The organism is Variovorax sp. 10N412 (assembly GCF_056394985.1).
The window spans coordinates 155,025-177,224 of the sequence record NZ_JBFTIO010000008.1; the positions used below are offsets into that span (position 1 = coordinate 155,025).

The following is a 22,200-nucleotide window of genomic DNA, read 5'->3' on the forward strand; positions in this document are numbered from 1 at the left end:
CCTGCCTCGGCGCCGGTCAGCCCCGGCGCCGCTTGACGGCTTGCGACAGCGTGTCGAGCACCTTCACAGAATCGTCCCAGCCGATGCATGCATCGGTGATGCTCTTGCCGTACTCGAGGCCCGACAGCTGGTCCTTGCCCGGCGTGAACTTCTGGGCACCGGCCTGCAGATGGCTTTCGACCATGACACCGAACACGCGCTTCGAGCCGCTGGCGATCTGCGCGGCGATGTCCGTGGCCACCTCGATCTGCTTGTGGTGCTGCTTGGAACTGTTGGCGTGGCTGCAGTCGACCATCAGCGTAGGCGGCAGCTTGGCGGCTTCGAGATCCTTGCAGGCGGTCTCGACGCTGGCAGCGTCGTAGTTGGGCGCCTTGCCGCCGCGCAGGATCACGTGGCAGTCGGGGTTGCCGTTGGTCTGCACGATCGCGACCTGGCCGTTCTTGTGCACCGACAGGAAGTGGTGCCCGCGCGCCGCCGCCTGGATGGCGTCGGTGGCAATGCGGATATTGCCGTCCGTGCCGTTCTTGAAGCCGATGGGGGCCGACAGGCCCGACGCCAGCTCGCGGTGCACCTGGCTTTCGGTGGTGCGCGCGCCGATGGCGCCCCAGGCGATCAGGTCACCGATGTACTGCGGCGAGATCACGTCGAGGAACTCGCTGCCCGCCGGAAGGCCCAGGCGGTTGATGTCGATCAGCAACTGGCGCGCAATGCGCAGGCCTTCGTCGATGCGGAAGCTCTCGTCGAGGTACGGGTCGTTGATGAGCCCCTTCCAGCCGACCGTGGTGCGCGGCTTCTCGAAGTACACGCGCATCACGATTTCCAGCGTGCCGGCGTACTTCTCGCGCTCGACCTTCAGGCGGCGGGCGTATTCGAGTGCGGCGGCCGGGTCGTGGATGGAGCACGGCCCCATGATCACCAGCAGCCGATCGTCCTTGCCCGCCATGATGTTGTGGATGCTGCGGCGCGTGCCTTCGATCAGCGTCTCGACGGGCGTGCCGCGAATCGGGAAGAAGCGGATCAGATGTTCAGGAGGGGGGAGCACGTTGATGTCCTTGATGCGTTCGTCGTCGGTCTTGCTGGTTTTCTCGACGCTCGCATACCAGCTGTCGCCGGCGGGGGCAGTGTTCGTGCTCATGGGTGCTTCCTTGTTGGAGTGAATATCGTCAGGGCATAAAAAAACCGCCGGGGGCTTGAGGCCACCGGCGGTTCTGGGAGGGTGTTCGTGTGCTTTACGCGCTCGCCTCTCGTCCGCCGGAAACCGGGAACCAAAAGTAGGCAAAGAAATAAGAGCGCAGGGCGGACATGTGGGCGGAATGTAGCACGGAAAAAGAAAGCCCGGCCCAGGGGCCGGGCGATCGTTGTTTTTACCGGTAACCCGATTCGTTGGGGTTGTGGATGATCCAGATGAGGTTGCCGCCGGAATAGTCACCCATCCCGCCGCCCGCGAAGATGAGACGGCCCTGCCCCTTGTACGTCATCTCGAAACGATGGCGGTCGCTGCCGAAATAGAACGGAATGAAGGCCTTGCCGGTCACGTAGGCGCCCTGGTCGGTCGGCTGGCCGGCAAGGTCGGTGACCTGCTTGGCGCTCATGCCGATCTGCAGCCGCGTGAACTTGCTGTTGCGCGCCGGGTTGCCGGTGATCTCGCCTTCGTAGCCGTTCAGGCCCTTGACGGTGCGGCCGCTGCCGGCCTCGACCTTCGACGAGTCGACCACGTTGCCCTGGGCGTCCATGCCCGCCTTGGCGCCGCCACGTGCCGGCGCCGTGGGCGCTGCTGCGGGCGCCGCAGCGGTCTGGCTGCCAGCGGAACCGCCGCGCGACGCGCAACCCGCACCCGCCAGTGCCACGACGACAGTCGCGGCCAGCAGAGCCGCGGACGAATTGATCCTAATCCTCATCGATACGCTCCTTGTTTGAAAAACAACGGAGCGCAGCTTAACAAGCCTTAACAATCCGTCAGGCCGTGCCGCCCACGGTCAACCCATCGATGCGCAGGGTGGGCTGGCCCACGCCCACGGGCACGCTCTGGCCTTCCTTGCCGCAGGTGCCCACGCCCGAATCGAGCGCCATGTCGTCGCCGATCATGGTCACGCGGGTCAGTGCGTCGGGGCCGTTGCCCACGATGGTCGCGCCCTTCACCGGATACTGGATCTTGCCGTTCTCCACCCAATACGCTTCGCTGGCCGAGAACACGAACTTGCCGCTGGTGATGTCGACCTGCCCGCCGCCGAAGTTGGTGGCGTACAGGCCCTTCTTGATGCTGGCGACGATTTCCTTGGGGTCCTTGTCGCCGCCGAGCATGTAGGTGTTGGTCATGCGCGGCATCGGCACGTGCGCATAGCTCTCGCGGCGGCCGTTGCCGGTGGGCTTGACCTTCATGAGGCGCGCGTTCATCGAGTCCTGGATGTAGCCCTTCAGGATGCCGTCTTCGATGAGCACGTTGCGCTGGCTGGCATTGCCCTCGTCGTCGACGTTGAGCGAGCCGCGGCGGTCGGCGATGGTGCCGTCGTCGAGCACGGTGACGCCCTTGGCCGCCACGCGCTGGCCGATGCGGCCCGAGAAAGCGCTCGAACCCTTGCGGTTGAAATCGCCCTCCAGCCCGTGGCCGATGGCCTCGTGCAGCAGGATGCCGGGCCAGCCGGAGCCGAGCACCACGGTCATTTCGCCGGCCGGAGCCGGGCGGGCGTCGAGGTTGGTCAGGGCCGCCTTGACGGCATGGTCGACGTACTCGGCGATCTGCTCGTCGGTGAAATAGGCCAGGCCGAAACGCCCGCCGCCACCGCCAGAGCCGACTTCGCGGCGGCCGTTCTGCTCGGCAATGACGGTGACCGACAGGCGCACCAGCGGGCGCACGTCGGCGGCCAGCGTGCCGTCGGCGCGCGCCACGAGCACCACGTCGTACTCGCTCGCCAGGCCGGCCATGACCTGCGCGACGCGCGGGTCGCGCGAGCGGGCGAGTTTTTCGACCTTTTCGAGCAGCTTGACCTTGGCCGTGCTGTCGAGCGTGGAGATGGGGTCGACGCCGTCGTAGAGCGACCGGCTCGAAGCGATCTTGCGGGGCGGTGTCTTCACGCGGCCGGTGCGGCCTGCGGAGGAAATGGAGCGCACCGTGCGGGCCGCATCGAGCAGCGAAGCTTCGGAAATGTCGTCCGAGTAGGCGAAGGCGGTTTTCTCGCCGCTGACCGCGCGCACACCGACGCCCTGGTCGATGCTGAAGCTGCCGGTCTTGACGATGCCCTCCTCGAGGCTCCAGCCCTCGCTGCGCGTGTACTGGAAGTACAGGTCGGCGTCATCCACCTTGTGGGCGGTGATCTCGGCCAGGGCCTTGCTCAGGTGCGATTCGTCGAGTCCGAACGGCGTGAGGAGCAGTTGTTGCGCCGTGGCGAGGCGCTCGATGGTGGGTTCGCGAGAGATCATTCCGACATTCTAGGCAGCCACCCTCCTCCGCGCTGCCCCAAAGGGCACTCGGCGCGCCAGCGCTAGTTTTGCGCCAGCTTCCTCGCCCGGGCTATCGACATCAGGATGCCCAGCCCGAGCCCCAGCGTCACCATGGCCGTGCCGCCGTAGCTGATGAATGGCAGCGGCACGCCCACCACCGGCAGGATGCCGCTCACCATGCCCATGTTCACGAAGGCGTAGGTGAAGAAGATCATGGTCACGGCGCCCGCCAGCAGGCGCGAGAACAGCGTCGTCGCGTTGGCCGCGATGGTCAGCCCGCGGAAGATCAGCAGGATGAAGGATGCGATCAGCGCCAGGTTGCCCACCAGCCCGAACTCCTCGGAATAGGCCGCGAAGATGAAGTCGGTGGTGCGCTCGGGAATGAACTCGAGGTGCGTCTGCGTGCCCTGCATGAAGCCCTTGCCGCCCACGCCGCCCGAACCGATGGCGATCATTCCCTGGATGATGTGGAAACCCTTGCCCAGCGGGTCCTTGCTCGGGTCGAGCAGCGTGCACACGCGCTGCTTCTGGTAGTCGTGCAGCACCCGCCAGTCGACGCCATCGGCGCACAGCTGGGGCTCGAAACCCACGATCAGCGCGACGGCCACCGCGCCGAGCACCACCGGCGGCACGATCAGCTTCCAGGGCAGCCCGGCAAAGAAGATCACCGCCATCCCGGCCGCCAGCACCAGCAGCGAGGTGCCCAGGTCGGGCTGTTTCATGATGAGACCGACCGGCACCGCCAGCAGCACCGTGGCGACCACGAAGTCGAGCGGGCGCAGCTGGCCTTCGCGACGCTGGAACCACCACGCCAGCATCAGCGGCATGGCGATCTTCAGGATTTCGCTGGGCTGGATCACCACGCCCAGGTTGATCCAGCGCTGCGCGCCCTTCTTGGTGATGCCGAACAGCGCCACCGCCACCAGCAGCGCCACGCCCATCGAATAGAGCGGCACGGCGGCCACCATCAGGCGCTGCGGCGGCACCTGCGCCACCACGAACATGATGAAGCCGGCCAGCAGCATGTTGCGGCCGTGGTCGATGAAACGGGAGCCGTGGTCGTACCCCGAGGAATACATGGTCAGCAAGCCGGCAAAGGCGAGCAGCAGCACGGCGAAGGCCAGAAAGCCGTCGAAGCCCTGGAAGATGGGCGCGATGCGACGCGCCAGGGAGGGCTGATTGAACACGGCAGACATGGGGGCGGATTATCCGCGCCCTGCCGGCCGACTCAATCGAAAGTGAGTTGAACGACCGTGCGCCCCGGTCGGCTTTCGACCGCCAGCCGGGCGCCGATGGCCCCCGCGCGCTCCGACAGCGCCCGCGGCGCGAGCGCTGCGTCGAAGCCCTTGCCGTTGTCGATCACGCGCAACAGCAGCGTTGCGCCCTGCATGCCGGCCTCGATGCGCAGCACTCTGGCCTGGGCGTGCTGCAGCACGTTCGAGATCGCCTCGAACAGCAGGAACTGCAGCTGTCGCATGGCCTGCGCGTCGAGCCGCGCCACCGGCGCCAGCTCGTCCACCGCCCATTCAAGCGCGATGCCCGCCCCCGCCAGCCGGGGTTCCAGCCGGTAGCGCGCCGCCGCCAGCAAGGCGCCCACGTCGCCAGGGGGCAGGTGGATGGAGTCGATCGACAGCTTGAGCTGGTCGAGCGAATCGCGCAGCGTGCGCAGCAGGTCGCCCGAACTGGTCTGGCCCGACTGCAATTGCCGGATGGCCGAACTGATGTGCGAACCCACGCCGTCGTGCATGTCGCGCAGGATGCGTTCGCGCTCGTGGGTGCGCGCCTGGTCACGCGCCACCGCCTCGAGCTCCGCATAGGTGGCCGCCAGTTCACGCTCGCGCTGTGCCACGCGGTCGCCCAGCGCGGTGACCCAGCCGCGCGTCTGGACCGTTGCGGCGTGGAAGCGCCGCAGCACGATGAGCAGCAGCGCCACACCGAAGAACACCGACGAATAGCGCACCCACGTGGTTTCGCCATAGGCGTCGCTCAGCCGGATCACCAGCCAGTCGCGCACGCCGAAAGCCACCGACACCAGCGCCGCGCCGGCCACCAGCCACTGCTCGGTGCCCGGCCGGCGCACCGTGGCCACCAGGAACGCACCCACGAAGCCTGCGACGAACACGATCTCCACGGCGAGCCAGCCGGTGAGCCACAGCGGCTCCTCGCGCCGCAACGCCAGCGAACTCGCCGCCACGGTGCCGGCCACCAGCGCGGACAGGGGCCAGCGCAGCCATTGCAGGCGGGGCTCGCGGGCCCATCCCGAGAGGTGAAAGCAGAACATCATGGCCGAGGCGGTCCAGCCTGCATAACAGGCCGCCATGAGCACGCCCCAGACGCCCCAGGGCAGCGGCGGCTCGGCGATCACGCCGTCGGCCACGCGCACCGCCCAGCAGAACTCGGCCAGCGCGGCCCAAAGGTAGATGCCGTCGCGCCGGCTTGCGCCGTTGCCCGGGGCGTCGACCTGCGTGAGCCACAGCCCCAGCGCGATACCGCCCACGACCAGGCTGAAGGCGGTCAGCAGCACCGAGCCGGTGAAGCGCCACGCATACGCGCTCTCGAACAGTTCGGTTCGCACCGGCGCCGCCGGACCGATCACCACGCGCGACAGGCCGGCGCGCCGCGCGGTGTCGGCGCGCAGGCGGATCTGCAGGAGGTTGTCGCCCTGCTTGAGCAACCGCCCGGGCACGGGCACATAGATCGGCGCCTTGGCATAGTCGGCGTCGTTGCCGCGTTCCGGGTCGCCGTAGACCTGCAGCAGCGCCCCGTTGAGCTGCACCTCGAAGACATTGCCGACGCGCGGAATGAAGATGCCCCACGGCGTCTCGGGCGCGGCATCGAGCCTGAACGGCAGGTCGAATCGCGCAAACCCGGGGCGCCCGTGGTGCCGGCGGTCCCAATGGTAGGACAGATCGACCGGCTCGGTGCGGATGACGCCGTCGACCACGGTGGTCACGGTACCGCGGCGCAACTCGACAGGCGTTTCCGCCGCAGTCGCGACGCCCGAACAGCCTGCCACGAGCAGCGCCAGCCACAGCACCAGCAGCGACACCAGCCTCGGCCGCATCTGGCCTCAGCCCGGATGTGACAGCAGGCCGAGCCGCGTCGCTTCGAACACCGCCTCGCTCTTGGAGTGCACCGCGAGCTTGCCGTAGAGGTTCTTGATGTGGGTCTGCACCGTGTGCACGCTCAGACCCTTGAGCCGCGCGATTTCCGCATAGGAGAAACCGCGTGCGATGAGCGTGAGCACCTCGTGCTCGCGCGCCGAGAGCAACCCGCGGTCGGACTCCTCGGAAGCCGCCTCGAGGGCGGCGCCCGCCACGGCGGCGGATGCGCCAGGCAAGGCGGCCGACTGCAGGCTGCGGTACTTGGCCAGCACGCGGCGCGCGATCATGGGCGAGATCGGCGAGGCGCCGGCCTTCATCTCCACGATGGTCTGCGCGATGTCCTCCGGCGCGGCGTCCTTGTGGATGTAGCCGACAGCACCGGCCTCGATGCTCGCGAGCACGTTCTCCTCGTCCCCAAAGACCGACACCACCAGCGGCTCGCAGCCCGGAAAACGCGTCACGGCGTCGCGGATCACGTCCAGCCCGGTGCCGTCGGGCATGCCGAGGTCGACCAGCAGCACATCGGGAATCGTGGCCGTATGGGCCAACCAGGCCAGCGCCTCCTGCACCGTGCCGGCGCTGCCGAGCCAGTAAAGCCGCGGGCTGCGCTGCACACTGGCTTCGAAGAATGCGCGCGCGCGACTGTCGTCTTCGACAACGAGCACGCCCCAGCGGCGTGGCGTGGCGTCGTGCTGGGTCTCGGTGTTCATGGGTGCAAGCATAAGCCGCGCGGTACGCCGCACATCCCGGCGAGCCTCACCCGTTCATGGGATGCGCACAGCCAGCCTCGCCACGACACTTGCGCCGCTTTCAGCAGCCTGAGCAGCGCAATGGCACACCCGCACATGCCAGGCTCTGCGCAGACGAAGTAGTCCGAACGTAGACCATTCGTAGCTTCCATGGCTGTGCTCTGAATACTTTTGAATTCCTCGCATGCAAAACACCTGACAAGGGTGCATGCAGGACGCCCAAGCACCCCTGTCAACGGTAAGCTGTGTCTTTACCGAAGAACCCCGCACAGCGGGGTTTTTGTACGTTGGAAGCGGCCTCGCGAGAACAGACCTCATGCAAAATTACCCGCTTCCCGCAAGTGAGGAGCTACGTCGGCACCCACCCTTTTTTCCTCGCATGGATCCGCAAACCACTCACCTGTTGTACCTGCACGGCTTTCGCTCTTCGCCCCGTTCGACCAAGGCTCGAATCATGGCCGAGCGGGTGGCGCAGCGCCACCCGGATCTGCATTGGTGGTGCCCCCAACTGCCGCCGTCGCCGCACGACGCGATCGACCTGGTGATGAAGGGCATCGCGCACTGGCCGCGCAAGTCGATGGCGGTGGTCGGCTCGTCGCTCGGCGGCTTCTACGCCACCTACGTGGCCGGCATGACGCGCTGCCGCGCCGTGCTGCTCAACCCCGCGGTGCATCCAGCGCGCGACCTCACACGCTACATCGGCGACCAGACCGTGTGGCACGACCCGTCCGAGCACTTCTACTTCCGTCCCGAGTACATCCATGAGCTGCGCGCGATGGAAGTCGGCCAGCTCACGCGGCCCGAGCGCGTCTTCGCGATCATCGCCAAGGGCGACGAGGCGCTCGACTGGCACGAAATGTCCGCGCGCTATCCCGACAGCAACATCAAGCTGCTCGAAGGCAGCGACCACGCCCTGTCGGATTTCGAGAAAGCCCATCTCGACGACGTGATGGCGTTCATCAACCCCGTCTGAACACGGCGGGGCCGGGCGGCCTCCCTCCTGCGTGGGAGAATCCTGCCCATGTTTGTATTGTTTGAAGAAGCCGGCAAGTACCTCGGCGGCCGCGTACTGTCGGAGGCCGAAGCGTCGGCGCAGGTCGAGCTCGACACGGGCAAGCGCGTCAAGGTCAAGAGCGCCAACATCGTGCTTCGGTTCGAAAAACCGTCGCCCGCTGAGCTGATCGCCGAGGCGCGCACGCTCGCCGCCACCATGGACCTGGACCTCGCCTGGGAATTCGCAGCCGAGGGGGAATTCGGCTTTGCCGATCTCGCGGCCGACTATTTCAGCGACAAGCCGTCGCTCGCACAGCAGGCCGCGGCATTGTTCGCGCTGTTCGAGGCGCCGCATTACTTCCGCCGCGCGGGCAAGGGGCGTTTCAAGAAAGCGCCGGCCGAGATCGTGCAGCAGGCGCTGGCCGCCATCGAGAAAAAAAAGGCCGTGCAGGCGCAGATCGTCGAATGGGCCGGGCAGCTGGCCGAGGGCGTGTGCCCGCCGCAGATCCGCGAGCAGCTCTTCAAGATCCTGTTCAAGCCTGACAAGAACGCCCCCGAATACAAGGCCGTGGTCGATGCCTCGCGCGCCACGCAGCGCGCCCCGCTCGACCTGCTGGAACGCGCCGGCGCCATCGACTCGCCCTACCAGTTCCACTGGCGCCGCTTCCTGTTCGAGAACTTCTCCAAGGGCACCGGCTTTCCCACGCTCGCGGCACCGGCCATCGTGGACGAACTGCCCGTCGCCACCGGCGTAGAGGCCTTCTCGATCGACGATTCGCAGACCACCGAAATCGACGATGCGCTGTCCGTGCAGGGCCTGGGCACAGGCACCGTCACCGTCGGCATCCACATCGCGGCGCCTGCCCTGGCGCTCACGCCCGGCAGCGCCATCGACAACGTGGCGCGTGCGCGCATGTCGACGGTCTACATGCCCGGCTACAAGATCACGATGCTGCCCGACGAGGTGGTCGACACCTACACGCTGCTCGAAGGCGGCGACCGCCCGGCCGTGTCGCTCTATGCGCGTTTCGACGAAGCCACGCTCGAGCTGCAGGGCACCGAAACCAAGCTGGAGCGCGTGCCGATCGTGGCCAACCTGCGCCACGACCAGCTCGATGCCGTCGTCACGCAGCCCTGGCTCGAAGACGCCTCCTTCCAGAGCGACAACACGCCCGACGCCGCGGCCAAGCTGCGCGCCCCGCTCTCGTTCCTGTTCCGCCTGGCGAAGCAGCTGAAGGCGCAGCGCGAAGTGGCGCGCGGCAAGCCCGAGAACTTCAACCGGCCCGACTACAACTTCCGCCTCGTGGGCAACGACGGCAAGGAGCCGGTCGGCAACGAGCAGGTGCAGATCGGCACGCGCCAGCGCGGCGCGCCGCTCGACCTGATCGTGTCCGAGGCCATGATCCTGGCCAACAGCACCTGGGGCAACTGGCTGGGCGAACTCGGCGTGCCCGGCCTCTACCGCAGCCAGGCCAGCCTGGCGCCCGGCATCAAGGTGCGCATGGGCACGCGCGCGCTGCCGCATGCGGGCCTGGGCGTGAAGAGCTACGCCTGGAGCACCTCGCCCCTGCGCCGCTACACCGACCTGGTGAACCAGTGGCAGATCATCGCGGCCGCGCGCCACGGCAAGACCGCCGCGCTGGCCGCGCCGTTCAAGCCGAAGGACGCCGACCTGTTCTCGATCCTCTCGGGCTTCGATGCGGCCTACGCGACCTACAACGCCTACCAGGGCGGCATGGAGCGCTTCTGGACACTGAAGTACCTGCAGCAGCAGGGCATCACCGAGCTGGAAGCGACCGTCATCAAGGACCTGCCCAACGGCGCGCTGGTGCGTGCCGAGACGCTGCCGCTGGTGTTCCCCGTGGCCGGCCAGCAGGAGCGCGGCGCGCGCCTGCGCGTGAAGCTCGGCGAGATCGACGAGATCGCGCTCGACGTGTCCGGCACGGTGATCGAACGCCTCGACGCGCCTCAAACCGACGCGGCCGATGCGGCTGCCGACGAAGAGGGTGACGACGAAGAAGTGGTCGCAGGCCCGATCGCCATTGCCGTCGATCTGACGGACAACGAGGCCGCGCCCGAAAACACGCCCGCATGAACGCCGGCGGTTCGTCCGGAGAAATGCGCCCCTGGAGGAGTTTCTAGCAATGAACTTCAAGGACCTCAGCACGCTGCAGATCGCTCTGGGCGTGTCGGTCATTGCGCACGCCGCGCTGCTCGCGGTGCGCTTCGTCGACCCTGAGTCGTTCAACAAGGTCTTCAGCGAAACGCCGCTCGAAGTGATCCTAGTCAACAGCAAGACCAACGACAAGCCCGATGCGAACGCGCGCGTGATGGCGCAGACCTCGCTCGCGGGCGGCGGCGACCTCGACAGGGGCCGCGCGACCAGCCCGCTGCCGCCGTCGAGCTTCACCGCCATGGGCGATTCGTTCGAGGATTCGCGCCGCCAGGTCGAGGCGCTGCAGGCCCAGCAGATGCAGATGCTCGCGCAGATCAAGCGCGAACTGGCCGCCATGCCGGTGCCCGATCCGCGCAGCGCGGGCGAGCCGACCGAGGCCGCAGCGCGCGAGGAAAAGCGTCGCCAGATGGTCGAGCTGGTCGCCGAGATCGAGCGCCGCGTGAACGAGGAAAACGCGCGCCCCAAGAAACGCTACCTGAGCCCCGCCACGCGGGAAGCGGCTTACGCGATCTACGTGGACACGCTGCGCCGCCGCATCGAGTTGAAGGGCACCGAGAACTTTCCTTCGGCCGCCGGCAAGAAGCTCTACGGCGAGCTGAAGATGACCATCACCGTCAACTTCGACGGCAAGGTGCTCGACACCGCCGTCGACGAAAGCTCTGGCGACGTCACGCTCGACCGGCGCGCGCAGGCCATCGTGCGCAGCGTGGGCAACTTCGGCAAGTTCACCGACGCCATGCGCAAGCAGAGCGACCAGATCGTGCTGCAGTCGCGATTCAAGTTCACGCGCGATGAGACCATCGAGCTCTCGTCCCAGTAACCCGTCAACACGACAAGACAACGCCACCGGCGGCAGCGGAGACAAGGCCATGGACCTGTACTGTGTAGTGGGCAACCCGGTCGAGCACAGCCGCTCGCCGCGCATCCACGCGCGCTTTGCCGAACTCTGCGGCCAGCAGATGGACTACGGCCGGCGGCTGGTGCCCCTCGGCGCCTTCGCCGAAGGCATCGCGGCCTTCCGCCGGGAGGCCGCCGAGCGCGGCGACACCGCGCGCGGCTGTAACGTCACCGTGCCCTTCAAGTTCGACGCCGCCGCGCTCGCGCAGCACGTCAGCGAACGCGCCTCGCTCGCGCAGGCGGTGAACACGCTGCGCTTCGCGGACGACGGCAGCATCCACGCGGACAACACCGACGGCATCGGCCTGGTCAACGACATCGTGCACAACGCCGCGGTGCCGCTGAAGGGCAAGTCGCTGCTGCTGATCGGCGCAGGCGGCGCAGCCGCCGGCGTGCTCGGCCCGCTGCTCGACGCCGGCGCGTCGCGCGTCGTGGTGGCCAACCGCACGGTCGGCAAGGCCATAGAACTGGTGCGCCGTCATGCGGCCATCGCGCTGCGCCACGGCGCCGCGCTGGAAGCCTGGGCGCTCGACGAGGTGCCGGGCAGCTTCGACGTGGTGGTCAACGCCACGGCCTCCAGCCTCGCGGGCGATGCGGTGCCGGTGAACGCACGCGTGCTGCGTGCCGGCGGGCTCGCGGTCGACATGATGTACGGCCCGGCGGCCGCGGGCTTCATGGCGTGGGCCGAGACGCACGGTGCGGTCGCGCGCGACGGGCTCGGCATGCTGGTCGAGCAGGCGGCCGAGGCCTTCGAGATCTGGCGCGGCGTGCGCCCGCCGTCGGCGCAGGTGCTGGCGGAAGTGCGCGCAACGCTCGCTCCTGTTCAGGCGAAACCATGAAGGCCGTGCTGCGCCTGATCGCCTGCCTCGTGGTGGCGGGCGTGGCGCTCGAGCTGTTCTTCGTGGTGCGCATCGCCACGATGGCCGTGGTCGATCCGCAGAGCACCGCCTTCCAGCGCTCCGAGGCCTGGCAGATCGCCATTCACCAGGGCCGCGGCGCGGGCTGGCGGCAGGAGTGGGTGCCCTATGCGCAGATCAACGACACGCTCAAGCGTGCCGTCATCGCGAGCGAGGATGCCGGTTTCGTCGACCACAACGGCGTGGAGTGGGAGGCCATCGAGCGCGCGCGCCAGCGCAACGCCAAGGCCGAGGAGCTGGCGGCCAAGCGCACCGCGCGCGGGGTGGCGCGCGGCAGGCCGGTGCAGCCGGTGCGCCTGCGCGGCGGCTCCACCATCACGCAGCAGCTCGCCAAGAACCTGCTGCTGTCGGGCGAGCGCACCATGCTGCGCAAGGGGCAGGAGCTGGTGCTCGCCACGCTGCTCGAGGTGTTTCTCGGCAAGCAGCGCATCCTGGAGCTGTACCTCAACAACGTCGAGTGGGGCGAAGGCGTGTTCGGCGCCGAAGCGGCGTCGCAGTACTACTTCAGGAAGCCCGCGTCGCGCCTGAGCGCCAACGAGGCCGCGCGCCTCGCGGTGATGCTGCCGAGCCCCAAGTTCTTCGAGCGGCGGCCCGGCTCTCCCTACCTGAGCACTCGGGCGTCGACCGTCATGGCGCGGATGTCCTCGGCCGAGCTGCCCTGATCGAATCGCGCAGGCCTTCGAGCGCCAGCACCGCCGCAAAGCCGATCACGTAGGCCGCCACGTCCCACCAGTCGGCCGTGCTGCCGAGCACGATGCGCAGCGCGCGGTTCGAAATGCGCAGGTGCCACACCGATGCCAGGTACTGCCCGAGTTCGACGGCGCAACCCACGCCCAGCGCGGCCAGCGCCAGTGGCCACACGCGCGCGCCGATCGCCGTCTTGAACACGAAGTAGACCCACACCACGGCCAGCACGTCGCCGAAGAAGCTGCGCACCCAGCCCCATCGCGCGCCGACGGTGGCCAGCAGCACGAGCAAGATGAAAAGGGCCACCGCCCATGCCAGAGAAAGAGGATCGAAACGCCATCGCATGGCCCGTATCATCGCGCCCATATGCTGGCTAAGCTCACGGGTTGGTTGTTGCTGGGAATCGTCCGGTTGCTCACAGGCGCGCAAGCGCGCTGGTACGGGTGTCCACCGAAGGCCGAGCAACGCATCTATTTCGCCAACCACCAGAGCCACGCCGACCTCGTGATGATCTGGGCGGCACTGCCCGAGGAACTGCGCAGCATCACGCGGCCGATCGCGGCACGCGACTACTGGGCCAACACGCCGTTCAAGCGCTGGATCACCACGGAAGTGTTCAACGCGGTGTATGTGGAGCGCGCCGCAACGGCGCCAGCGGCTCCCGCCGCAGCGGCAGCGGCAGAAGCCCCACCGCCACCACCCCCGCCACGCGCCGTCGCGGCGCCGCCCGCCGAACGCATCGAGCCCTCGATGGAGCCGCTGCTTCCGATGTCGCTGCCCTTCGCGGACACACCCACGGAAGTCGTGAACGACGTGCAGGGCCGGCTCGACCTTCCCGCCCCGCCACCGCCGCCGCCGCGCGCGCCTGAACCACCGGCCATGGCAGCGCAGCCCGAGCCGCCAGCAGCCGACGCACCGCCCGCCCCCGACCCCTTGGCCCCGCTCATCGAAGCGTTGCGCAGCGGCGACTCGATCATCATCTTTCCCGAAGGCACGCGCGGCCACACCGGCGAGCCGCAGAAGTTCAAGTCGGGCCTCTACGCGCTCGCGACGATGTTCCCCGACGTGGTGCTGGTGCCGGCCTGGATCGACAACGTGCAGCGCGTCATGCCCAAGGGCGAGATCGTGCCGGTGCCCATTCTTTGCTCCGTGACCTTCGGCGCGCCGCTTCGCGTGGAAGAAGGCGAAGAGCGCCGACCCTTCCTCGATCGCGCGCGTGCCGCCGTGATCGCATTGCGCGACGTCTGACATGAACCAGTTTTTGCGCAACCTCACCCCGACCCAGCAGGTCGCGGCCCTTTTCCTCATCGTCTTCGGCGTGCTCGTGATCGTGAGCACCACGGCCTTCTTCCTGACCTTCAGGGAGCGCCGCTGAAGGCCCTCAAGCGCGACCGGGGCATTCCCAACTGGGGCAAGAAGGGCGTGGGCGTGACCGGTGCGAACGGCCTGCTCGACCGGGTCGACGCGCTGTGCTTCGCCGCACCCATCTTCTTCCACTCCATTCGCTGGTACTTCAACGCGTAGACGGCCCCCACCTTGCAGGGGGGCCATACCTGCGGCCCGGCAAAGCCGGTTCCGCGGCATGCACCGGAAGACGACTTGATCGTCCGTGCCGAAGTTCAGGCCTTGCGGCGCACCACGCGGTCGAAGGCCTGCTTCGCCATGCGGCCCAGGGCCTTGGCCTTCACGGCCTGCAGTTCGCGCGACATGCGCGTGCGCTGCTCCGCGGACAAGGCCGTGCCGAAGCGGCCCAAGGCCAGCTGGAGCGCCGTGCGCTGCGCCTCCACCCGCCCCTGTTGCCCTTCCGCCTCGGCCAGCCATTCGCAGGCGTTGACCACGCGCTCGCGCAGCGCCGCATCGCCCGACTCGCCGAAACGCGCGATGAGCACGCGGTAGGCCTTGGCCTGCCCCGCCGGGTCGCCGAGTTTCTTGAGCACCTTGGCCTTGTTGATCATCGACTTGGCCGCCCACAGCTGCAGCGCGCCCTCGCGGGCCACGGCGGTGCGCATGACCACCTCGTCGTAGCAGGCGACGGCTTCGGCGAGCCGCCCGGCCTGGCGCAAGGCGGCGCCCTTGCGGAACAGCGCACCGGCCACGCGCGCGCGCAGGTCGGGCAGCTCGGAGTTGCCCCAGCGCGCGACGATCTGGTCGTGCACCCGCATCTCTTCGTCGCGCTGGCCCAGGCGGTCCAGCGCCGTGCTCTTGTACTGCAGGCACAGCGCCACCTGCTCCTGCATGGCCGCCGAGGCATCGGCGCCGTAGCTGGCGTCCATGGCGTCGGCGGCGGCCACGACCTCGGCGAAGCGCTCGAGCGCGATCAGGCAGAACGCCTTGTGCACCAGCGCCCGCGCGCATTGACGGCGCAACTCGGGGTGGCTCGATGCGCCATGCGCGGCAATCACCTCGTCGAAGCGCGCGACAGCCTCCAGCGACTCGCCCGCATCGCCGTGCTTGCGGCCCTGCCTCACCTTGTCACGGACCTCGTCGCGCAGCTCGGCGGACAGCTCGCCGGCATCGGCCGGGCCCGTGCGGCGCAGCCGCCTCAGGCACGCCGCGCGGCCCGACGTGGCCTTGCCCAGCATGTCCTGCAGCTCGGAGGTGCCGGCATTGCGCAGGTCGATCATGAGCTGCTCATACGCCGCAAGCGCATCGTCTGCCCGGCCCAGCAGCTCGAGCAGCACGAAACCCTTGTTGAGCAGCGCGCTCGCCAGCGTGCGCCGCACCGCGGCATCGGTGTCGCCGGCGAAGGTGGCGAGCAACCGGTCGCACGCGGCCAGCGCCGCCGCGCCGTCGCCCTGGTCGCGCAGCCCCACGGCCCAGTCGTAGGCGCGCACCGCCGCCATGCGGCGCACCTGCGACGACGCATCGCGGCCATAACGCTCGAGCAGCCAGCCGACGAGCTCGGCACGCCGCGCCTGCTCGTCGAGGCCCAACCCGTCGAAGAACAGGGTCAATGCACGCACGCCCTCGGCGCGCAGTTCGGGCGCCGCATCGGCAAGCCCGGCCTCGATCTGGTCGGCCACCTGCAGGCACACCACCTGGGCCTGGGTGTGCTGCGCCAGCTCGCGCAGGTTCAGCACCGAGGCCAGGCGCGCCCGCGCCACGCGCAGCACCACGCCAGGGTCGGTGCTGGCGTCGAAGCGCTCGATGGCGGCGTCCAGCGTGGCCAGTGCGTCCTGCGGCATGCCGCGGTGGTGTTCGGTGTCGGCCTTCAGCAACCGGGCTTCCACGCGCCACGCGTCGAGCACGGTGTCGGGCTGCGCGTCGAGCAGCTCGCCCATGGCATCGCACGCCGCGCAGCGGGCTGCGGGCTCGTCGATGAGCCAGGTGCGCTGGAACAGCGCGTCGGCGATGTGCGCGCGGATCTCGGGTTCGCTGCGGTGCCCGTGCGCGGCCACCAGGCGGTCGAGCGTGGTCAGCGCATCGGCGGGGCGGTGCATCTGGCGCAGCATGTGCGCCAGCAGGCGCAACGCCTGGCAGCACGGCACCACCACGCCATGCGCGGGCTGGCCTGCGAACTCCTCGAGCAGCCGGCTGCAGGCGGCCAGCGCCTCGCCGCGACGGCCCAGTTCATCGAGCAATTCGGCTTGCCTGAAGTGGGCCGCGGCGCGTTCGGCGGGGTCGTGCGCGCGTTCGAGAAGGGCCCGGGCTTCGTCCAGTTGCCGCTGCGCGGAGGACTCGACTACATTCACATTCGCTTCCTTGTGTGGCGCGCCCTGCGAGAAGCGGGGCGGACGGTCCGAATCGGCTCGGATTCTGCCCGCGATCGCACGACTTTCCCGCGTGGCTTCGCACCTCTTTGGCCTCTCTTTACCCGGGCTTAGGCCTTTACGTTTCCTTTCATGCGCATTCTTGGCATCGACCCCGGCTTGCAGACCACCGGCTTCGGCGTGGTCGACGCGGACGGCCATGCGCTGCGCTACGTGGCCAGCGGCACCATCAGCACCCGTCACCTGGGCAGCGGCAACCTTCCGGCACGCCTGAAGGTGCTGTTCGACGGCATCGCGGAGATCACCGCGCGCTACCAGCCCGATGCGTCGGCGGTGGAGATCATCTTCGTGAACGTCAACCCGCAGTCGACGCTGTTGCTGGGGCAGGCACGCGGCGCCTGCGTGACGGCACTGGTCACGAACAACCTGTCGGTGGCCGAGTACACCGCGCTGCAGATGAAGAAGGCCGTGGCCGGCCACGGCGGCGCCGCCAAGGCACAGGTGCAGGAGATGGTGCGGCGCCTGCTCGACCTGCCCGGCGTGCCCGGCGCCGACGCGGCGGACGCGCTGGGCATCGCCATCACGCATGCGCAGGTGGGCCGTTCGATGGCGCGGCTTGCGCAGGCAGCTGAATTGTCGAAGACGCATGCCGGCACCTACCGGCAAGGGCGTTCGCGCTGAGCGGTCGCGTCGCGCGAGGCCCGGAAAGCTTCAGGCCACGCGTTCGGCGATCAGCACCGCGAAGAAGCCGAACGCGGCCAGCAGCGTCCACTTCAGCACGATCCAGCCGAAGCGCCGGTACTTGACCTGCCCCGTGCCCGCGTAGAACGCGAACGACACGCCCGCCACCAGCAAAAGGAACAGGATGGCCCAGCGGAAAAGAAGCATGGGGGAACCGCGCCCTACCAGGCGCGAGCGACTTCGTTGAAGCCGCGCGGTGCGCGCTTCTCGTCGTCGAAGGTCACGACTTCGTAGGCGTCGCTGTGCGAGAGCAGTTCGCGCAGCAGCTTGTTGTTCAGTGCATGGCCCGAGCGGAAGGCGGTGTAGGCCGCCAGCAGCGGCTTGCCGACCACGTACAGGTCGCCCATGGCGTCGAGGATCTTGTGCTTCACGAACTCGTCGTCGTAGCGCAGGCCGCCGGCATTGAGCACCTTGGTGTCGTCCATCACGATGGCGTTGTCCAGCCCGCCGCCGAGCGCGAGGCCCTTGCTGCGCATGTACTCGACTTCCTTGGTGAAGCCGAAGGTGCGCGCGCGTGCGATGTCGCGGCTGTACGAATCGGTGCCCAGGTCGAACTCCACGCGCTGGCCGGTCGAATTGACCACGCGGTGGTCGAAATCGATCTCGAAGGCCAGCTTGAAGCCGTGGTACGGCTCCAGGCTCGCCCACTTCTCGTTGGCGCCCTCGCCTTCGCGCACCTCGACCTTGCGGGTCACGCGGATGAAGCGGCGCGGCGCCTTCTGCAGCGCGATGCCCGCGCTTTGCAGCAGGAACACGAAGGACGAAGCCGACCCGTCGAGGATCGGCACTTCGTCGGCCGTGATGTCGATGTAGAGGTTGTCGATGCCCAGGCCCGCGCAGGCGGACATGAGGTGTTCGACCGTTTGCACCTTGGCGCCGCCCTCGGAGACGGTGGACGCCAGGCGCGTGTCGGTGACCGCCTCGGCGGTCATGCGGATCTCGACCGGTTCGGGCAGGTCGACGCGGCGGAACACGATGCCGGTGTCGGCCGGGGCCGGACGCAGGGTCAGTTCCACGCGTTGCCCGCTGTGAAGCCCCACGCCGACGGCGCGGCTGATCGACTTGAGGGTTCGTTGTTGCAGCACGCCGGGGATTTTAGGCGCGCCACCGGCGTGGCGCCCTATGCCCCTGGCTATGGCACCGATAGACATGGGTTCTATGCAATCCAGGCAAATGGACGCAAAGGGCACGAGATGAACGCAGCGCCTAGAGCCGGCAGACGTCCCTTTCAGGTCGTCCCCGCACCCCTTGCGATCCCTCGTGCCCTCTGCGTCAGGTAGGCCGCTTCGCGCATCCCCGGCAGGGGGTGGCGAAGCGGCACGAAGTAAACGCAGCCTGGGGGCGAGCCAGGCTCAGTCGGCCTGGCGGCGCAGGAACGCCGGAATCTCGAAGTCGTCCATGCCGCCCGAAGACAGCGCGTCGACCTTGGCTGCGGCCATCGTGCGGTTGGTGCGCCACACGCTGGGAACGGCCATGCCGTCGTAGTTCGGCTGGTGGCCGCCGTTGCCGCCGCTGCCGGCGTGACCCATGCCACCGAGCGTGGGCACGGTGAACGGGATGTTGTCGGTGCCGGTGCGGATCACTTCCAGCGTCGGGGCCTGGCGGCGGGCTTCCGCGCGCGAGAGGCCCGTGGCCACCACGGTCACGCGCATTTCGTCGCCCAGGCTCTCGTCGTAGGCGGCGCCGTAGATCACGTGCGCATCGGGCGACGCGTAGGCGCGGATGGTGTTCATCGCCAGCTTCGACTCGTTCAGCTTCAGCGAGCCCTTCGATGCCGTCACCAGCACCAGCACGCCCTTGGCGCCCGACAGGTCGATGCCTTCCAGCAGCGGGCAGGCCACGGCCTGTTCGGCAGCGATGCGCGCGCGGTCCGGGCCGGCTGCGGCGGCCGTGCCCATCATGGCCTTGCCGGGTTCGCCCATCACGGTGCGCACGTCTTCGAAGTCGACGTTCACGCCGCCGTACTCGTTGATGATCTCCGAGATGCCGCCCACGGCGTTCTTCAGCACGTCGTTGGCATGCGCGAAGGCTTCGTCCTGCGTGATGTCTTCACCCAGCACGTCGAGCAGCTTCTCGTTGAGCACCACGATCAGCGAGTCGACATTGGCTTCGAGCTCGGTCAGGCCGGCGTCGGCGTTGGTCATGCGGCGGCCGCCTTCCCAGTCGAAGGGCTTGGTCACCACACCCACGGTGAGGATGCCCATCTCCTTGGCGACGCGTGCGATCACGGGCGCCGCGCCGGTGCCGGTGCCGCCGCCCATGCCGGCGGTGATGAACAGCATGTGCGCGCCGTCGATGGCCGCGCGAATGTCGTCCACCGCGAGCTCGGCCGCTTCACGGCCCTTGTCGGGCTTGCTGCCGGCGCCCAGGCCGCTGGTGCCGAGCTGGATGATCTTGTGCGCGTTGCTGCGTTGCAGTGCCTGTGCGTCGGTGTTCGCGCAGACGAACTGAACGCCCTGCACGCCACGCTCCATCATGTGGGCGACCGCATTGCCGCCGCCACCGCCAACACCGATCACCTTGATCTGCGTGCCTTGATTGAACTCTTCGACTTCGATCATTTCGATGGTCATTTTTAACTCCTTGAATCTTGCAGTTGCCGTTATGTATCTGTGAATATTCTTGTGCCGTGACGAGATCAACGTGCGAGCGTCACGATGGTGGACCTGTGCGTCGCCATCGCTCATTGAAATGCAAAGGGGGGCTTCCGCGTGCGAGCCACAGTGGAGACTTGATCATGGCTAGAAATTCCCCACGATGAAGTCTTTGAAACGTCCGAATGCAGTCTTTACCGACCCGTTCTTCTGTGCAACCTTGAAGCCACGCATGCGTGCGAAACGTGCCTCTTCCAGAAGGCCCATGACTGTAGCGGCGCGAGGCTGCGCCACCATGTCGGACAACGCGCTGGAATACTTCGGGATGCCCCTGCGCACAGGTTTCAGGAAGATGTCTTCGCCGAGCTCGACCATGCCCGGCATCACCGCGCTGCCGCCCGTGAGCACCACGCCCGACGACAGCACTTCTTCGTAGCCCGACTCGCGCACCACCTGCTGCACGAGCGAGAAAATTTCTTCGATGCGCGGCTCGATCACACCGGCCAGCGCCTGCTTGCTCAGCATGCGCGGGCCGCGGTCGCCCAGGCCCGGCACTTCGACCTGCTGGTCGGGGTCGGCCAGCAGCTGCTTGGCATAGCCGCTCTCGACCTTGATGTCTTCCGCGTCCTTGGTCGGCGTGCGCAGCGCCATCGCGATGTCGCTCGTGATCAGGTCGCCCGCGATCGGGATCACGGCCGTGTGGCGGATCGCGCCGTTGGTGAAGATCGCCACGTCGGTGGTGCCCGCGCCGATGTCCACCAGCACCACGCCCAGTTCGCGCTCGTCTTCCGTCAGCACCGCCTGGCTCGAGGCCAGCGGGTTCAGCATCAGCTGGTCGACTTCGAGGCCGCAGCGGCGCACGCACTTGATGATGTTCTCGGCCGCGCTCTGCGCGCCGGTCACGATGTGCACCTTGGCCTCCAGGCGCATGCCGCTCATGCCGATCGGCTCCTTCACGTCCTGCCCGTCGATCACGAACTCCTGCGGCTCCACCAGCAGCAGGCGCTGGTCGCTCGAGATGTTGATGGCGCGCGCCGTCTCCACCACGCGGGCCACGTCGGCGGGCGTCACTTCCTTGTCCTTCACCGCCACCATGCCGCTGGAGTTGATGCCGCGGATGTGGCTGCCGGTGATGCCCGTGTAGACGCGGCTGATCTTGCAGTCGGCCATCAGCTCGGCCTCCTTCAAGGCCTGCTGGATGCTCTGTACCGTGGCGTCGATGTTCACCACCACGCCCCGCTTCAGGCCGTTGCTCGGCGCAATGCCCAGGCCGGCCAGCTTGAGCTCGCCACCGGGCAGCACCTCGGCCACCACCACCATGACCTTGGCGGTGCCGATGTCCAGTCCTACGACCAGGTCTTTGTATTCTTTGGGCATTGATATGTCCTCGATTCCTCGGTGTTCGCTACTTGATTTTTCTTGGGGCCTCTGCCGAGACCGTGGTGACGCCGCGCAGCCGCAATGCATACGCGTCGTTGTGGCGCAGATCGGCGCCTTCGACATCGGCCATCGTGCGGCGGTACTGCGCCGCGACCTGGGTCACGGTCTTCAGGAACCGCTGCAGCCTGGCCGTCACCTCCTCGCTCTGGCCCCGGCCGAGCTCGAGCTCGGCACCGCTGTCCAGCACCACCTTCCAGCTGCCCCGGCTCGACAGCGTGAGCTCGTCGATGGCGAGGTCGTAGGGCTGGAACTGCGGTTGCAGCACGCGGTACATGCCCAGCACCTGGCCGGCCTGTTCGACAGGGCCATCCAGGCGCGGCAGGTTGTCGTCCACTTCGGCCACGTTGGCCTCGAACACGTCGCCGAAGCCGTTGATGAGCTTGGAGCCCGCGTCGTCGCCCCAGGTGGCCACCGGCACCTGCTCGGTCAGCGTCACGTGCAGCTTGTTCGGGAACTCGCGGCGCACCACTGCGCTGCGCACCCAGGGCACCGACTCGAAGGCGGTGCGCGCACGCGCCAGGTCGATGGTGAAGAAATTGCCGTTCAGCTGCGGCGCCACGTTGGCACGCAGGGTCACCGCGTTGTTGTGCGTGACCTCGCCGTCCACCTTGATGCCGGCCAGCGGGAAGAACGGTTGGCGCAGCACCCACCAGGCCCCCGCCGCCAGCAGCATGAGCGTCACCATCACGAACGCAATGTTCGCGACGATGTTCATGAGCTTGACGTCGAAGGGCGCGGGAATGCTGTCGGCCAT

General features: G+C 67.9%; 21 protein-coding genes and 1 pseudogene. 9 read left to right on the plus strand and 13 right to left on the minus strand.

The window, feature by feature from the left end:
• Positions 1-16: 16 nt before the first annotated feature.
• From AC1DJH_RS20120 to AC1DJH_RS20145, 6 genes are all read right to left on the minus strand, one after another.
• The gene (locus AC1DJH_RS20120) at positions 17-1,135 is read right to left on the minus strand and encodes a 3-deoxy-7-phosphoheptulonate synthase (protein ID WP_478186905.1); all 1,119 of its coding nucleotides are present in this window, start codon (positions 1,133-1,135) and stop codon (positions 17-19) included.
• A gap of 229 nt (positions 1,136-1,364) precedes the next feature.
• Positions 1,365-1,898, minus strand: coding sequence for a hypothetical protein (locus AC1DJH_RS20125; protein ID WP_472120250.1), 534 nt, complete (start codon positions 1,896-1,898; stop codon positions 1,365-1,367).
• A 58-nt stretch (positions 1,899-1,956) separates the two neighbouring features.
• Positions 1,957-3,417: a metalloprotease TldD gene (tldD, locus tag AC1DJH_RS20130; RefSeq protein WP_435441269.1), complete on the minus strand. Its 1,461-nt coding sequence runs from the start codon at positions 3,415-3,417 to the stop codon at positions 1,957-1,959.
• A gap of 62 nt (positions 3,418-3,479) precedes the next feature.
• Positions 3,480-4,634: a rod shape-determining protein RodA gene (gene rodA / locus AC1DJH_RS20135; RefSeq protein ID WP_435441268.1), complete on the minus strand. Its 1,155-nt coding sequence runs from the start codon at positions 4,632-4,634 to the stop codon at positions 3,480-3,482.
• Positions 4,635-4,666: 32 nt separating this feature from the next.
• Positions 4,667-6,502 (minus strand): sensor histidine kinase, encoded by a 1,836-nt coding sequence (locus AC1DJH_RS20140; protein WP_478186906.1) that lies wholly within the window; start codon positions 6,500-6,502, stop codon positions 4,667-4,669.
• A 6-nt stretch (positions 6,503-6,508) separates the two neighbouring features.
• Positions 6,509-7,264: a response regulator gene (locus AC1DJH_RS20145; protein WP_472120244.1), complete on the minus strand. Its 756-nt coding sequence runs from the start codon at positions 7,262-7,264 to the stop codon at positions 6,509-6,511.
• A gap of 406 nt (positions 7,265-7,670) precedes the next feature.
• On the opposite strand from AC1DJH_RS20145, the gene AC1DJH_RS20150 reads away from it, so the two are divergent.
• Genes AC1DJH_RS20150 through AC1DJH_RS20170 form a run of 5 tightly spaced genes read left to right on the plus strand, consistent with a single transcriptional unit; the run spans position 7,671 to position 12,936 of the window.
• Entirely contained in the window at positions 7,671-8,264 is a 594-nt protein-coding gene (locus AC1DJH_RS20150; RefSeq protein ID WP_472120243.1) for a YqiA/YcfP family alpha/beta fold hydrolase, read from the plus strand.
• A gap of 48 nt (positions 8,265-8,312) precedes the next feature.
• Positions 8,313-10,379, plus strand: coding sequence for a ribonuclease catalytic domain-containing protein (locus AC1DJH_RS20155; RefSeq protein ID WP_478186907.1), 2,067 nt, complete (start codon positions 8,313-8,315; stop codon positions 10,377-10,379).
• Positions 10,380-10,428: 49 nt separating this feature from the next.
• Complete coding sequence (locus AC1DJH_RS20160; RefSeq protein ID WP_435441263.1) at positions 10,429-11,280, plus strand: energy transducer TonB; 852 nt, start codon at positions 10,429-10,431, stop codon at positions 11,278-11,280.
• Positions 11,281-11,329: 49 nt separating this feature from the next.
• Positions 11,330-12,196 carry a shikimate dehydrogenase gene (gene aroE, locus AC1DJH_RS20165; protein ID WP_478186908.1) on the plus strand — a complete coding sequence of 289 codons (867 nt, stop codon included), beginning with the start codon at positions 11,330-11,332 and terminating at the stop codon, positions 12,194-12,196.
• Positions 12,193-12,936 (plus strand): transglycosylase domain-containing protein, encoded by a 744-nt coding sequence (locus AC1DJH_RS20170; protein ID WP_435441261.1) that lies wholly within the window; start codon positions 12,193-12,195, stop codon positions 12,934-12,936. Before aroE ends, AC1DJH_RS20170 begins: the two co-directional genes overlap by 4 nt.
• Here the strand turns inward: AC1DJH_RS20170 and AC1DJH_RS20175 are convergent.
• Positions 12,902-13,318, minus strand: coding sequence for a ribosomal maturation YjgA family protein (locus AC1DJH_RS20175; protein ID WP_478186996.1), 417 nt, complete (start codon positions 13,316-13,318; stop codon positions 12,902-12,904). The genes AC1DJH_RS20170 and AC1DJH_RS20175 overlap by 35 nt on opposite strands.
• A gap of 9 nt (positions 13,319-13,327) precedes the next feature.
• On the opposite strand from AC1DJH_RS20175, the gene AC1DJH_RS20180 reads away from it, so the two are divergent.
• The 3 genes and pseudogenes from AC1DJH_RS20180 to AC1DJH_RS20190 all read left to right on the plus strand — a co-directional run.
• Complete coding sequence (locus AC1DJH_RS20180) at positions 13,328-14,209, plus strand: lysophospholipid acyltransferase family protein (protein ID WP_478186909.1); 882 nt, start codon at positions 13,328-13,330, stop codon at positions 14,207-14,209.
• A gap of 1 nt (position 14,210) precedes the next feature.
• Positions 14,211-14,336 carry a hypothetical protein gene (locus AC1DJH_RS20185; protein WP_478186910.1) on the plus strand — a complete coding sequence of 42 codons (126 nt, stop codon included), beginning with the start codon at positions 14,211-14,213 and terminating at the stop codon, positions 14,334-14,336.
• Positions 14,333-14,485: pseudogene (locus AC1DJH_RS20190) on the plus strand (phosphatidate cytidylyltransferase); the annotation flags it as partial. The gene AC1DJH_RS20185 and the pseudogene AC1DJH_RS20190, both read left to right, overlap by 4 nt.
• A 95-nt stretch (positions 14,486-14,580) precedes the next feature.
• Here AC1DJH_RS20190 and AC1DJH_RS20195 read toward each other — a convergent pair.
• Positions 14,581-16,653: an ATP-binding protein gene (locus tag AC1DJH_RS20195; RefSeq protein ID WP_478186911.1), complete on the minus strand. Its 2,073-nt coding sequence runs from the start codon at positions 16,651-16,653 to the stop codon at positions 14,581-14,583.
• A gap of 150 nt (positions 16,654-16,803) precedes the next feature.
• Here AC1DJH_RS20195 and ruvC point away from each other — a divergent pair, with 150 nt between their 5' ends.
• Positions 16,804-17,352: a crossover junction endodeoxyribonuclease RuvC gene (gene ruvC / locus AC1DJH_RS20200; RefSeq protein ID WP_435445100.1), complete on the plus strand. Its 549-nt coding sequence runs from the start codon at positions 16,804-16,806 to the stop codon at positions 17,350-17,352.
• A 30-nt stretch (positions 17,353-17,382) separates the two neighbouring features.
• Here the strand turns inward: ruvC and AC1DJH_RS20205 are convergent, their stop codons facing one another.
• The 5 genes from AC1DJH_RS20205 to AC1DJH_RS20225 form a co-directional block, all read right to left on the minus strand.
• Positions 17,383-17,559, minus strand: a complete 177-nt coding sequence (locus AC1DJH_RS20205; RefSeq protein ID WP_435441256.1) for a hypothetical protein — start codon at positions 17,557-17,559, stop codon at positions 17,383-17,385.
• 14 nt (positions 17,560-17,573) lie between these two features.
• Positions 17,574-18,497 carry a UDP-3-O-acyl-N-acetylglucosamine deacetylase gene (lpxC, locus tag AC1DJH_RS20210; RefSeq protein WP_435494036.1) on the minus strand — a complete coding sequence of 308 codons (924 nt, stop codon included), beginning with the start codon at positions 18,495-18,497 and terminating at the stop codon, positions 17,574-17,576.
• Between the two features lie 267 nt (positions 18,498-18,764).
• Positions 18,765-19,985 (minus strand): cell division protein FtsZ, encoded by a 1,221-nt coding sequence (gene ftsZ, locus AC1DJH_RS20215; protein WP_435441254.1) that lies wholly within the window; start codon positions 19,983-19,985, stop codon positions 18,765-18,767.
• Between the two features lie 168 nt (positions 19,986-20,153).
• A complete protein-coding gene (gene ftsA / locus AC1DJH_RS20220; protein ID WP_013539446.1) occupies positions 20,154-21,383 on the minus strand; it encodes a cell division protein FtsA in 1,230 nt (409 codons plus the stop codon).
• A 28-nt stretch (positions 21,384-21,411) separates the two neighbouring features.
• Complete coding sequence (locus tag AC1DJH_RS20225) at positions 21,412-22,200, minus strand: cell division protein FtsQ/DivIB (protein WP_478186912.1); 789 nt, start codon at positions 22,198-22,200, stop codon at positions 21,412-21,414.

Bases quoted from the DNA above. Each gene is read 5' to 3' on its own strand.
- AC1DJH_RS20205 (WP_435441256.1), bottom strand. From the start codon at position 17,559: ATGCTTCTTTTCCGCTGGGCCATCCTGTTCCTTTTGCTGGTGGCGGGC.
- AC1DJH_RS20170 (WP_435441261.1), top strand. From the start codon at position 12,193: ATGAAGGCCGTGCTGCGCCTGATCGCCTGCCTCGTGGTGGCGGGCGTG.
- rodA (WP_435441268.1), bottom strand. From the start codon at position 4,634: ATGTCTGCCGTGTTCAATCAGCCCTCCCTGGCGCGTCGCATCGCGCCC.
- AC1DJH_RS20160 (WP_435441263.1), top strand. From the start codon at position 10,429: ATGAACTTCAAGGACCTCAGCACGCTGCAGATCGCTCTGGGCGTGTCG.
- ruvC (WP_435445100.1), top strand. From the start codon at position 16,804: ATGCGCATTCTTGGCATCGACCCCGGCTTGCAGACCACCGGCTTCGGC.
- AC1DJH_RS20175 (WP_478186996.1), bottom strand. From the start codon at position 13,318: ATGATACGGGCCATGCGATGGCGTTTCGATCCTCTTTCTCTGGCATGG.
- ftsA (WP_013539446.1), bottom strand. From the start codon at position 21,383: ATGCCCAAAGAATACAAAGACCTGGTCGTAGGACTGGACATCGGCACC.
- AC1DJH_RS20150 (WP_472120243.1), top strand. From the start codon at position 7,671: ATGGATCCGCAAACCACTCACCTGTTGTACCTGCACGGCTTTCGCTCT.
- AC1DJH_RS20155 (WP_478186907.1), top strand. From the start codon at position 8,313: ATGTTTGTATTGTTTGAAGAAGCCGGCAAGTACCTCGGCGGCCGCGTA.
- AC1DJH_RS20225 (WP_478186912.1), bottom strand. From the start codon at position 22,200: ATGGCCGACAGCATTCCCGCGCCCTTCGACGTCAAGCTCATGAACATC.
- AC1DJH_RS20145 (WP_472120244.1), bottom strand. From the start codon at position 7,264: ATGCTTGCACCCATGAACACCGAGACCCAGCACGACGCCACGCCACGC.
- tldD (WP_435441269.1), bottom strand. From the start codon at position 3,417: ATGATCTCTCGCGAACCCACCATCGAGCGCCTCGCCACGGCGCAACAA.
- AC1DJH_RS20125 (WP_472120250.1), bottom strand. From the start codon at position 1,898: ATGAGGATTAGGATCAATTCGTCCGCGGCTCTGCTGGCCGCGACTGTC.
- aroE (WP_478186908.1), top strand. From the start codon at position 11,330: ATGGACCTGTACTGTGTAGTGGGCAACCCGGTCGAGCACAGCCGCTCG.
- AC1DJH_RS20120 (WP_478186905.1), bottom strand. From the start codon at position 1,135: ATGAGCACGAACACTGCCCCCGCCGGCGACAGCTGGTATGCGAGCGTC.
- AC1DJH_RS20180 (WP_478186909.1), top strand. From the start codon at position 13,328: ATGCTGGCTAAGCTCACGGGTTGGTTGTTGCTGGGAATCGTCCGGTTG.
- AC1DJH_RS20185 (WP_478186910.1), top strand. From the start codon at position 14,211: ATGAACCAGTTTTTGCGCAACCTCACCCCGACCCAGCAGGTCGCGGCC.
- AC1DJH_RS20140 (WP_478186906.1), bottom strand. From the start codon at position 6,502: ATGCGGCCGAGGCTGGTGTCGCTGCTGGTGCTGTGGCTGGCGCTGCTC.
- ftsZ (WP_435441254.1), bottom strand. From the start codon at position 19,985: ATGACCATCGAAATGATCGAAGTCGAAGAGTTCAATCAAGGCACGCAG.